Below are 12,360 nucleotides of genomic sequence, written 5' to 3'. Positions count from 1 at the left end.
TTTGTGCTATTAGTGTACTTGCACAGAAATACAATAACAAGCACATGAATATGGCTGAATGGTTCTTCATTTTCTTTTGTTTTAACAAAATTAGCTTGGAACGCTACAGGATAAAAGGACAAAAATGTGTGGTTTTGGGACAAAAAAGAACAGCATAAGTTCCTGTAAATTTGATATACGTTAAAGAAAAATATACTTATTTTAAATAGTTTTTTTTATATTTTCGCAGTACACTATGTAATTGGCTTACACTTTTGAAACCGCATTCTGAAGCTACCATTTCAACCTTATTCTTTTCTGCCAATAAGTTTAATGCTTTTTCAAGGCGAAGTTTTTCTGTGTATTGATGTATGGTAATCCCTGTCGTTTTTTTAAATAAACGAGTGAGGTTTCTAACACTCATATGTACGCTTTCGGCTATATCCAAATGGGTGAATTGATTACCTATATTCTCAATTAGAAACTCTTGAACCTTATGAATCCGTTCATTTAAATGATTACGATATTGGAGATAAATGCTCAATTGAGGATCAGATTCGCTTCTTCTAAAATAAATAACAGCTTCTTTGGCAACATCAACAGCCAAACTTGTACCGAACTTTTGCTCGAGAATATACAATGCCAAATCGATACCCGAAGTGATTCCCGCACTTGTGAATATATTTCCATCAATGACAAACAAACGATTATCCTTTATTTCGATTTTGGGGTATCGTTCTTTAAATTTTGCTATTCTTTTCCAATGAGTCGTACAAGATTTATTGTATAGGATACCTGATTCAGCAAGCAAAAAAGTAGCATTGCATATAGAACATATATTAACTCCTTTTTTGTTTTGAACATTCAACCATTCGAAAAAAGGCTTACAATCATCAATAAAGTTAGTGTCTAAAAGAGACGGAAAATAAATTCCTGGTATAAAAATGAAATCTTCATTTGTCAGTTCAAATTGATTGAATGGCAATAAATCATAAAAATTTAACCCTGCACTACTTGAAGTACGATTTTCCTTATTAATACTGACAAAAAACAAGTCTATATCTGCATCATACTCTTTGGCTTCATAAAAAATATGAGCAGGGCCACTAATATCAAGTAAATGAACTCCTGGAGGAGTTATAAAGAGGATTTTTCTAGGCATCTTATAAATTTACTTTTTTTACAAGAACTTAATTTATAACATATTTCTTCATGCACTCATTGTTTTTTTACTTGCACAAATCACAGTTTCTGCCCTAATACCAGTTAAATTGGCTATTTCTTGTCTTGTAAGATCTATTCTACGTAATCTGATTTATCTTGGTGGTTTATACATTATCAGGGCATAATGTAAGGTTTTTTTGCATTCATGGAGTTCATCATACTCCTGAAGATATGAACATGAGTGTATCGATTAGAGGATTTTTTTTGATTTTATTTCCTCTCCGCGCATTATTATCTGGTTGCCTGTTTTTGGTTTTCATCCTTTGTTAGTTTATATCGTTAACATGATTGCAAGGATATATGAGGTATTTACACATGCCAATGACAAATACTTCAAACATACTCCAATAATGGATAAAATATTTATTACTCCACATTTATATAGAGTACATCATTCTATAAATCACTTATATCTGGATACTAATTATTCTAACATGTTTTCTTTTTGGGATATATTATCTAGAACCTATCAAGAAGAAACCCCACAAGAAAAACCTGTATATGGTGTTATGGATAGAGATATTGACAGTCAAAATCTAGTATCAACGCAGTTAAAAATGTGAGTTGATTTATTTAATGATATGAAATCTGCTCCTAACTGGCTAGATAAAATTAAATATCTATACAAGCCACCAGGATGAAACCATCTTGACACAGGAGAAATGGCAGTAGATTTGAGGAAAGAAGCTATAAAAAAACACAATCTTTAATATTCTCGTATTTCCTGAAATTTACTTTCTATAAGTTGGTACAATTCTTATTGTAGTTGATAAAATACAGATTACTTTGATCGAGTGATGTACATTTATTCGAAGTTATAGATATAACAGATATTAAGCTCATCACCGGGTAAAGTGAATCTTATGCACATTAAAACTTCTATGATACCCCCTATTAATTTATCACTATCAAATAATTCGTCGAATCAATTTATCAGACTCGCATCCCCGTAAACACTATCACCAGGAAGGTTATATAGTAATTTCTTTTAATTTATAAATCAGGAGATGTAATAGATCGATTTCTATAGTAGTATTTAAAATCATTTGTTATTTATGCAACATTCCTAAATGTTATATAATGATTTTTTTTAGTCTAAAATACACCACGATCTTTTGGTTTATAGTAATGCTCATAGGTCAATGGGTTTTTGCAGCTTATGTGGCTATTTATCATGGGTATAAAATTTTGGTAAATGGTATGGGGTCTATGGGAGGTAAACATATGCCTAATGGATATATAGATGGCGATTTTACAGGTAATATAATATTAGCATCACATCTTATTATCCCAATTTTTGTTATTGTTGCTGGTCCATTACAATTGATTCCTAAAATTCAGAGAGATTATAGAAGATTTCACAAATGGATTGGTCGTATTTATTTACCGCTAATCTTTATTTTAAGTCTGGGAGGGGTATATTTAACCTGGTCTCGTCCACGCCCTTCATTTGGAAGTATTTATCAAGATATAGCTATTAGCATTGAAGGAATTCTGATTATCTTTTTTGCCTTACAAACATTATATTTTGCTTTACAAAGAAAAATAAAACAGCATCGCCAATGGGCATTACGCTTATTTATTGTGGCAAGTGGTGTTTGGTTTTTACGTATCGGGTATAGAACCTGGTTTTTTATAGAAGATTTACTTAGTTTTCAAGTTGATAATTTTTTCAATTATTGGTCTTTTGCTTCTTACCTAGTTCCATTAGCTATTTTAGAACTCTATTTACAAGTGAAGAAAAGTAAAAGCCGTAAATCAGAAAAAAGGTTATCTATACTTTTGTTTGCTGTCACTTTATATATGATGATTGGTATTTTTCTAGCTACTAAAGGAATGTGGTTGCCTAGAGTATTGAGCATCATAAATAATACATAACGAAAAGGAATAAGAGTTTAAGTATTGCTTTCAATTCCAATTTTGTACATTAAGAAAGTTATCCTATGCTTTATGAAAAAACATGTTCTAATCACCTATATAATTGTATGTTGTGTTAGCTTTAGCAGTATCGCTCAACAAGAAAAAGAGATCGACTCTTTGTTGAAGCTTTTTGAGAAAAGCTGGACAAAAGATGCAAATTCGGCCTATTTTTTTGCCAATAGAGCCTATCTTCTTTCCAATTCTATAAACAATAATCAATTAGCAGCTAAGGCTCGTGTTGCTATGGCATCTGCAAAATTAGTACAAGGTGAATATACGGCTTCTGAAAGGTTACTAAACCTCAACCTTCTAGATAGTATTTCTTTAAGCAATAAAACATTGGGTAATACACTTAAATATTTAGGGTATACACTATACAATAAGAAAAACTATATTAAATCAAGTCAAGCTTTTCTGAAATCAATCTCATATTTCAAAAAAATTAAGGATAGTGTCAGTATAGGAAGAGTATACAACGGATTAGGAATGATTCAATTTACATTGAAAAGAGAATCACAGGCGATGGAAAATTACCAAAAAGCATTGCAATACAACTATAGTAATATGGGCTACAAGGATGTCTGTACGTATATTAGTACTCAAATGAATATGGCTGAATTGAGTTCTAAACGTGATCAGGCATATGATGTCTTTATGAATGCCATAGATTTGGCTTCAAAAAATGAAGCTGATTTTTTTATTCCAACTATTTATCAGCAGCTAAGTTATTTGTACACGCGAAAAAATGATTATAAAAACGCAATAAAATATGCAGAAAAAGCTCTTTTTAAAGCTCGAAAAATGAATCTTGGAGGCAAAGAGCAATTGATTTACAGAGATATCGGAACAGCATATTTTCAAAATAATCAATATCATGATGCAATAGAAAGTTACCTTAAAGCATTACCCAACTCGAGGATGGAAGTCCTGGATACCATTTATAAAAGATTATCTATGTCGTATTACAGATTGAATGATAATAAGAATGGTGAATTTTATTTTGATAAGTTTTTAAGGCACTCAGATTCTACTCGTCAATTACAAGATAAAAAAACAGTGGCTGAAATTGTCGAAAAGTATGAATCCAATAAAAAGGATTTAGAAATTAAATTATTGCAGCAAGAAAATGAAAGTGTAACCTTAATGAATAAGCGACAAAAAAATCAATTGTTATTGGCAATTTTTCTGGTTGCATTATTGTTGCTTATTTCATTTGCTATTTGGCAGTTTTATAAACGAGAAAAAGAACAAAATGAAATACTATTTATCAAAAATCAAGAACTCATACGTTCTAAGGTAAAATCTAAAGAATCAACAAACAAACATAGTATAGCTGAACAAGAAGTGAATATAGAACTGGTTCAATTACTTGAAGAAGTGATGAATTCTGAATTATTTTTAGACAAGGGACTTACTCTTTCTAAACTAGCTAATATATTAAGTACTAATACCACTTATCTTTCTAATACAATCAATAGTCATTACCAAAAGAAATTTACCGATTTTATTAATGAACTAAGAGTAAACTATGTATTAGCCAGGATTGAAAAAGATAAAGAATTTTGCAATTATACGATAGCACACATTGCAGATATATCTGGATTTAATTCTTCTTCGGCCTTTTATAATGCATTTAAGAAATATACTGGATTAACACCTTCATACTATATTAAGGAGAAGTTAAATAAAAATAAGGCTGCTTGATTAATAAATTAGTGTAAACTGATGTTTATAAAAAATACTGCTATAAGTTATTGATCTTCCTTCCTATTTATCTCATTAATTTCTTTTTTCTCTAAATACATCATTTTTATTTCTTGATTTATAAATCAGTATACCTTCTATAATAGAATTGAGATTTTTTTGACAGATGCATACTAGCTTTGTAGTCATACTGCCTATTTGATTAGAAATACTGGTCTTCAAGGTGTTTAAAAAAAAGTATGATTAAAAAAGCGATTTCAGTTTGGTTTTTAACGACATTATTAGGGCAATGGGTATTCATAATTTACCTTTTGTTTTATTATATTTTTCCAGCTATTCAAAAAGGTTTAGTAGCTTGGAGTGGAAATCAACTTGTTACAGGTTATGTAGCTAATGACTCTGTTGGGAATTATGCGGTAGCCACTCATATTTTTATTTCTGTACTTATTTTAGGATTTGGGCCTCTTCAATTGGTTCCAAAAATACGCAATCAATTTCCCATCTTTCATCGTTGGGCAGGAAGGATTTATTTGTTTGCTGTGGTTATTACAAGTCTTGCTGGATTATATATGGTTTGGGTACGTGGTAATCCACAAGCTGGTTTAATCGAACATATTGGCACTACATTGGGAGGTGTTTTGATAATTATTTTTTCAATCTTAACCTATCATTATGCTCGTATACATCAAATTAGTATCCATTCTCTTTGGGCATTACGTTTATTTATGGTGGCTAGTGGTGTTTGGTATATTAGATTGGGCTATGGTTGGTTTTATTTTATGGATTTCCCAAGTAGCTTGGTTAAGGCGTTTTCAATATTTATTTCTTATGCTAATTATTTGGTTCCGCTTGTCTTTTTGGAATGCTATTTTTTTACTCGCCGTAAACCACAAAAACTGCTCAAATATCCGGTTGCGCTATTGATTTTACTTTTCACAATCTTCACTATGCTTGGGACTATATTCGCAACCAAATACATATGGTTACCAAAGTTTAATTTGTAGTTGAAGTATCGTGTAAAACTTTAATAACCTAATAAATAAAAGTAAATATTGCTTTCTCAAATTCGAGAAGTATATCGAATAACAACTAACAAATCTAATTTATAAATGGAAAAAGGATATAAAAATTTAGGGATGCTATTACTTACATTAGTCCCAATTACCATTATTGGTTTTTTAAAAACATATTTAAGTCAATTTCCAAATTTTGAAAAAGATCCGGGTATAACAATTCATTTTCATTTTGTAGTGTCTGCTATATGGATTATTTTATTTATCGTTCAACCCATGCTAATTAAAGCCAAAAAATACTATTACCATCGTTTATTAGGTAAGTTTTCTTATGTTCTTTTTATATTAATACTTATTTCGTTTATACCTATATTTTTTAAACAAATTCAATATAACTACTTACCCTTAACCATACTTACCACATCAGATATTATTTCTGTAATTCTATTTTATGTATTAGCTATTTATTACAAACAAAAAGTGCAGCTTCATATGCGCTATATGATAGTACTTACATTAGTATTTATTTTTCCTGCAATAGGGAGAATATTTATACATTGGTTAGATTTCTCGTTTATGCAAAATATGAGTGCTGGTTTTGTATTGAAAAGTATTTTATTATTAGGTTTGATTATAAAAGATAAAAGAAATAGTAAGAACTATATACCATACGTGATAGGAATCCTATTTTTTACGATCAGGCAAGCAACAATACTCCTGGCATTCTATAAAATTATTTAATAACCAATGTACAGCTAATAAAAATCTGTTTAAAGTATGAAGAATAGCATTTTATATCATTACGAAAACATCATTTGGGATTGGAACGGAACTCTTCTAAATGATAGTTGGTTATGTATTGAAATTGTCAACAAATTACTTTTAAATCATAATAACAGGAGGTTAGATATTGATTCTTACAGAGAAGTGTTTGGTTTTCCGATTTCAGATTACTATAAAAAAATTGGCATTGACTTTGAAAAGGAATCTTTTGAGGTGCTCACCTCTAAGTTTATGTCTGATTATCTAACCAACGTTCATAAATGTAAACTTCAAAACGGAGCAATGAGCATTTTGAACGAACTTAATAACAAAAATATTAAACAATTTATATTAACTGCAGCTCACAAAGAAAGTGTTATCAGCTTGCTTAAGCATTACGTAATCGAAGAAGTATTCGAACAAGTCGAAGGTCTGGACAATCACAAAGCCGAAAGTAAAATAGATAAAGGGATTAGCTTAATACAAAATAATTCAATTGATATAGACAAAACGGTTTTAATCGGGGATACAATACACGATTTTGAGGTTGCAAATCAATTAGGTGTGAATTGTATTCTGATTGCGAATGGACATCAATCAAAATTTAGATTAAAAGAAAAAACTAATAACGGTATTCAAATATTCGGTAATTTATTTGATCTTATAAAATGAAAAATAAAACATGGTACAACACCAAATAAACTTAACAAAAACTGGATAGAGTTTTCAAACATTTTTATTTGTTTTATTGCTGTTGTACCTTATATGTTCATTAATGTATCTTATATAGCTCTCATTTTATTATTGCGTTTATTATGTTCTACTTCTGCAAGGCCTAATGCTTCTAATAATGGAGGAATATACATGCCTACACGACCTCTAAGTCCTTTTTTTAAACCATACCATCCACCAATAGGATTATCTTTAGAACGCCCCCAATATTCGACGGTTCCTTCTTTGGCTTCGGCTTTTTCGTCTTTACTCCCCAATAGTATCCAATCATTATGCTTTTTTAGCATCTCATATAGATCATTGACAATTCGGGCATCGTAATGTAATACCGTTTTGCCTACAGTACAGACTATAATTTCTACTCCATTTTTTTCATCAATATACATTTCGTAGGATGAAGATTGAGGTGGTGTTTGTAATTTCCAGGGATTATCTTTTGTTCGTTTTTCCATGATTGTGATTGTGTATAAATTAGTTTTTCATCATTATTGTAAGATGTCTTTTTAAACGCTTTTGTAATCGTATATCATTAGTATGTTTTTTTAAATACGATTCTGCGAGTTGGGTTGCAATTTTAGATTTGCCTGCACGATATAAAGCAAAAATAAATGCTCTTTGAATTGCTGTATTATCGCTATTCCACATAGGAATTTTCCCATTTACATCTAGTTTAAAATCAATAGGTTTAAATTTTGAGTTCCCTTTTATTGCTTCTTTATTTGATTGTGCTTTAGTAAGGTGTTGATACACATTTCCTTTTTCATCTACTACAGTAATTTCGATAGGATAATCAACAGTTCCTTTTTTTCTTATTTCAAAAGAATACTCCCAATTTTGATCATTTTGTTTCGTTTTTATTTTATAAAAATCATATTCTATCATAGCATGATCCTGATACCATTGTGTTATGAATTTTCTAACAAAACTGTGCCCTCTATCTTCTAAAAACAAAATATAATCTTGGATAGAGAGCGGTTTCCCTTCAAAATGTTTTAATAACTCTTTTTGTAATTCTAAATACTGTTGTTCTCCTATAAGATTAGATATTAAATATATACCAACGGCTGCTTTAGCATGTGCAACATTGCTATTATAATCGAATCCAAAATTTTGTTCTGCATCTGCAAAACCTATTTCTTGTTCGTAATTTGCAAGGCAAGTCGCTAAATATTTCTCTATCATCGCAGCCTGAGGTGAGTATAAATTCCATAATTCATTAAATGATTTATTGTACACTTCAGATAAATACAAATGATCTATCCAGATACCATTGGCAAGCATCAACGGGCTTAAATCGGTTGTTGATAAAACATGTAACCCCCAATAATAATGTCCTAACTCATGTGAAGTGATCCATTGAATAAATGATTTTTCTATATTCCCCTGGTGTATATAAAATAAGTTTTCTGAAGGAAAACCGCCTCTCCACTTGGGGTGCCCTATGGCTAGTCCCATTCTTTTTTTAGGGAAAAAGCCATATTTTTCAGTATACCAATTAATAGCTTCCATGGCCGTATTGGCAATATTTCTATATATCTCCTTTTTTGCTTTTGGACAAAAATAAGATAAGGATACTTCTCCGTTACTAATGGTTTTATTAACATAATCCCATCCTGCATTTAAACCATAATCCAGTACATTTTTGGCTTTAAAATAACTTACAGAAGTAGCTTGCTTAACTTCTTCAGTAATTAAAGTACCAGAAGTAAGAAGTGTTAAACGCTTAGGATGTTCGATTACAACATTGAAATCTTTATGAAAATCATGCTTATTATTAATATATATATTGGGATACCAGCATCTTTCTTTTCCTCCCGAAAAAACGGTATATCCAAATTCTTTTCTCCAATCATAAATAGCTTTTAAGTCTAATTCGTATTGAATTGCTACGTTTTTTATTCTGTGCACATTTGGTATACTAATCCATTGATCATTTTCATTGTAGTGAAGCTTTTCTCCTTGGCTACTAATAGTATTAATTTTAATAGTAGCCATTCCAGTAGGAGTCATACCAGCTGAGAGCTTATATATTTTAAGCGTGTCAGATATGTGAGGTATTTCAAGATTAAGTATACCATTAAGGTTTAAGTTTTTATCAATAGTTGCATTAATACTAATGATTGGTTTTTGACCATAAGAAACGACCCAAAAAAGCACCATTACTACAACAGCTACATGTGTTTTCATTTTTTCATAGTGTATTAGTTTAACTTGTATTTATTTTATTGACAATTGATTTTACCGTTTGTTACACTTGAAATTATAACTCTCTTTAGTTTGCTGCGTTAATTTTAAACACCCCGTTACTAATACTTTTTGAGTTTCCTAGGCCATTACCTCCATCAAAAGAAAATGTACCTTCTACTCTATCTGACTTTAAGACAGAAAAATTTATAGTACCAGAACCTAATGTTCCGGATGTCGTATAAGTTTCGTCATTTCCTGAACCTTCTTCATAGACACCTATACTAACATTTCCCAAAGTATAGTCTCCTATATCAGATACATTTTGAACAGAGATATCAATAGTAGTACCATCGGATCTATTAGCTTCAATAGATACAATGTTATTGATATAACTTGCTTTAAACGAAGTTGCTTCCCAAGCAGAAGCATCGACTTGTGCTTTTACAAAAGTTGTGTTTTCTGGTAATGGGGTATCATCATCAGATTTACATGAAGTAAAAACTGATACCAGTACAAAAACAATTAACCAAATTCTTTTCATAATTTTAATATTTAATTTAATTAGCCGTAAAACTATTATTCTGTAATTTTAAAGAAGAAAAGCTAAACAAGTATGGTGTCTCAATTTGGCAGAATGAGATACTAATTAACTATTTTTAACAATTAGATAAATTGGATTTATAGAGAATCCTAAAAACAAATCAATGAAATTTCACTTTCTTCAGGTATTGGTATTGGTGGGTGTATTTAATTCGGCTATAATTTTTATTTCATCTTTATCTCTGAAAAAAAGTTATAGAAATACTGCTAATTTTATTGGTTTTTTTGTTCTAGCAGTAGCCTTAAGTATTGCTTCGTATAGCATCTTACCCACTTTGAGGAATTCTTATGATTGGTTATGCTTAATACGATTTCCATCAATGTATTTCGTTGGAGCTTTATTTTTATTCTTTATTAAATCTATTGTAAAAAAAGGGTATAAGATTTCGTCTAATGATTTAATGTATTTACTACCTGGAGTTATCGAAATAACAGGTATTATTTTTATATGGATTTATGTATATTTTTTCAATTTTGAAGCTAAAAGCGACATCCTAAATAGTCAATTATTTTGGGTATTTCATGAAGGGATTGGTATTTTATTATCTTCTTTTTTTGCTATTAAAGGTGTACTCTTGTTTAAGAATAATCCTCATAAGGTTATTAAGTTCTATAAGAATGTTTTTTATGGTATGCTGAGCTTGTTAACATTGTGGATAGTATATTATGTAATAGAATTGTCTAATTATCCTAGCGGTATTGCTTCTAAATATTATTACCCATATTGGATTACAAATTTGGTCTTTTATTTATATGTGGGTTATAATGTAATTATCAACCCTAAAAAACCAATTGAAAATATATCTATTGTTGAACCAGATGAACTTGAGAATATCATAACCAGATTAAATACGATCTTAGAAAGTGAAAAATTGTATTTACAAACAGATATTACTCAAAAAATACTTTCTAAAAAGTTAAACATTAATAATCAAGTATTTAATGAAGCTTTAAAAAATAAAGGAATACTTCTTTCTGAGATCATCAACAATTATAGAATTAATCATTTTATAAGCAAATTACAATCTAATCAAGATGAGATTCATACGCTTACTTCTTTGGCAGAAGATAGTGGATTTAAGTCTCGAGCTACATTTTATCGAATATTTAAAAAGCATATGAATATGTCACCTACAGAATATAAAGAGCAGATTATCAAAAATTCTTAAATTCTTATCTATTCTTAATAAAAGCGTTATCGTGTGCTTTAACTCCTCTAATAAATACAGGGTTATTTAATTTTATGATTAATTAACCCGCTATTTTACTCATGCGATAGTTTCCATTCTTCAGAATCCATACAGAACGAGGTATTTTTAAAATTAGGAAAGCCTTGTTCTTTCTCATATTTTTTCATATCCCAGGTTTTTGTTAATACTACTTTGATCATAAATCGTATCGCTTTTAACTTGTTCTTAAAAGTTTGTTTAGCTTCTGGCATGGTCGAAAGGTATTTTGGGTTATCATTGTATTAGACATTTTTAGAACTTTACCTCCATTTCATTTTTAACCATCCAAATAATTTAGATTTTTTTAACATTTTGTCTGTATATTATTTGGTACGTTTGTCTGTTATGAAAATTGGGGGCTTAAAAAATTATATCACTTATATTTTTATTGTCATTTTCCTTTCTCTGAAAGTGGCAGGTCTGCACCTACTGACTCACGATGATGATGGTATAGAACATTGTGAAATATGTGATCTCGTTTCTATAACCAATTTTACTCCAGCTACCGTTAGTGACAATACTCAAAGTAATGTTTGTAGCACTTTTGAATTCTATACCCAGAAAAATGTAATACGTTATTACAACTTCGTTTATAGTAGCGATATACATATTACCAATCTATTCTCGAGACCTCCTCCTTTTTTAGCATAGTTATTTTACTCTATTTTCATTTTTAACGGTTAAATCCTTTCTTTTTAGCGATTGCTTATCAGGTTTATACTTGCGAATTTTCTTAAATCAATGAAATGACGCTTCCTATAAATACCAATTCTGATATCCTTAAAAGATAATTCTGTTTATATTTTCATAAACTCTGACTTTCTTCTGTTAACTCATGTTTTTTAGGGTCGAAAACTTAACGACTTCTAATTTTAAGTATTCTAATTAGACTGTAATTCTATATAATCATAAGATTATAAACATTTTGATATCAGGAATGGTTATTCCCCTATTTAAAATCTCAGCTTAGTTACTACCACTTAAGATTATACCTCTATTAATTAATACGA

General features: G+C 29.9%; 13 protein-coding genes. 8 read left to right on the top strand and 5 right to left on the bottom strand.

The features are described from left to right. Positions 1-196: 196 nt before the first annotated feature. A complete protein-coding gene (locus ATO12_RS15790) occupies positions 197-1,141 on the bottom strand; it encodes a GlxA family transcriptional regulator (RefSeq protein WP_034243417.1) in 945 nt (314 codons plus the stop codon). 259 nt (positions 1,142-1,400) lie between these two features. On the opposite strand from ATO12_RS15790, the gene ATO12_RS15785 reads away from it, so the two are divergent. The 6 genes from ATO12_RS15785 to ATO12_RS15760 all read left to right on the top strand — a co-directional run bounded on the left by ATO12_RS15785 (position 1,401) and on the right by ATO12_RS15760 (position 7,274). Beyond that, the gene (locus ATO12_RS15785; protein WP_081802084.1) at positions 1,401-1,766 is read left to right on the top strand and encodes a sterol desaturase family protein; all 366 of its coding nucleotides are present in this window, start codon (positions 1,401-1,403) and stop codon (positions 1,764-1,766) included. A 517-nt stretch (positions 1,767-2,283) separates the two neighbouring features. Continuing rightward, positions 2,284-3,081 carry a DUF2306 domain-containing protein gene (locus ATO12_RS15780; protein WP_051575871.1) on the top strand — a complete coding sequence of 266 codons (798 nt, stop codon included), beginning with the start codon at positions 2,284-2,286 and terminating at the stop codon, positions 3,079-3,081. A 72-nt stretch (positions 3,082-3,153) separates the two neighbouring features. Beyond that, positions 3,154-4,827 carry a helix-turn-helix domain-containing protein gene (locus tag ATO12_RS15775; RefSeq protein ID WP_034243411.1) on the top strand — a complete coding sequence of 558 codons (1,674 nt, stop codon included), beginning with the start codon at positions 3,154-3,156 and terminating at the stop codon, positions 4,825-4,827. A 239-nt stretch (positions 4,828-5,066) separates the two neighbouring features. Then, the gene (locus ATO12_RS15770) at positions 5,067-5,831 is read left to right on the top strand and encodes a DUF2306 domain-containing protein (RefSeq protein WP_051575870.1); all 765 of its coding nucleotides are present in this window, start codon (positions 5,067-5,069) and stop codon (positions 5,829-5,831) included. Between the two features lie 105 nt (positions 5,832-5,936). After that, complete coding sequence (locus tag ATO12_RS15765; RefSeq protein ID WP_034243408.1) at positions 5,937-6,581, top strand: hypothetical protein; 645 nt, start codon at positions 5,937-5,939, stop codon at positions 6,579-6,581. 36 nt (positions 6,582-6,617) lie between these two features. Then, entirely contained in the window at positions 6,618-7,274 is a 657-nt protein-coding gene (locus ATO12_RS15760; protein WP_051575869.1) for an HAD family hydrolase, read from the top strand. Between the two features lie 110 nt (positions 7,275-7,384). Here the strand turns inward: ATO12_RS15760 and ATO12_RS15755 are convergent, their stop codons facing one another. The 3 genes from ATO12_RS15755 to ATO12_RS15745 all read right to left on the bottom strand — a co-directional run bounded on the left by ATO12_RS15755 (position 7,385) and on the right by ATO12_RS15745 (position 10,062). After that, the gene (locus ATO12_RS15755) at positions 7,385-7,786 is read right to left on the bottom strand and encodes a DUF6855 family protein (protein WP_034243405.1); all 402 of its coding nucleotides are present in this window, start codon (positions 7,784-7,786) and stop codon (positions 7,385-7,387) included. A 19-nt stretch (positions 7,787-7,805) separates the two neighbouring features. Then, the gene (locus tag ATO12_RS15750) at positions 7,806-9,521 is read right to left on the bottom strand and encodes a gluzincin family metallopeptidase (protein ID WP_034243401.1); all 1,716 of its coding nucleotides are present in this window, start codon (positions 9,519-9,521) and stop codon (positions 7,806-7,808) included. 85 nt (positions 9,522-9,606) lie between these two features. Continuing rightward, positions 9,607-10,062, bottom strand: a complete 456-nt coding sequence (locus ATO12_RS15745; protein ID WP_034243397.1) for a DUF6252 family protein — start codon at positions 10,060-10,062, stop codon at positions 9,607-9,609. A 163-nt stretch (positions 10,063-10,225) separates the two neighbouring features. Here ATO12_RS15745 and ATO12_RS15740 point away from each other — a divergent pair, with 163 nt between their 5' ends. Beyond that, positions 10,226-11,290 carry a helix-turn-helix domain-containing protein gene (locus ATO12_RS15740; protein ID WP_034243394.1) on the top strand — a complete coding sequence of 355 codons (1,065 nt, stop codon included), beginning with the start codon at positions 10,226-10,228 and terminating at the stop codon, positions 11,288-11,290. Between the two features lie 95 nt (positions 11,291-11,385). Here the strand turns inward: ATO12_RS15740 and ATO12_RS26135 are convergent, their stop codons facing one another. Then, positions 11,386-11,562, bottom strand: a complete 177-nt coding sequence (locus tag ATO12_RS26135; RefSeq protein WP_165583396.1) for a hypothetical protein — start codon at positions 11,560-11,562, stop codon at positions 11,386-11,388. Between the two features lie 199 nt (positions 11,563-11,761). Between ATO12_RS26135 and ATO12_RS15735 the strand changes: the two genes are divergently transcribed. Then, a complete protein-coding gene (locus tag ATO12_RS15735; RefSeq protein ID WP_131248846.1) occupies positions 11,762-12,001 on the top strand; it encodes a hypothetical protein in 240 nt (79 codons plus the stop codon). Positions 12,002-12,360: the final 359 nt, after the last annotated feature.

The organism is Aquimarina atlantica (assembly GCF_000626715.1).
Classification (GTDB): Bacteria; Bacteroidota; Bacteroidia; order Flavobacteriales; family Flavobacteriaceae; genus Aquimarina; species Aquimarina atlantica.
Note: the sequence above shows the minus strand (reverse complement) of the source record. Positions and strands in the feature narration are given on the sequence as shown.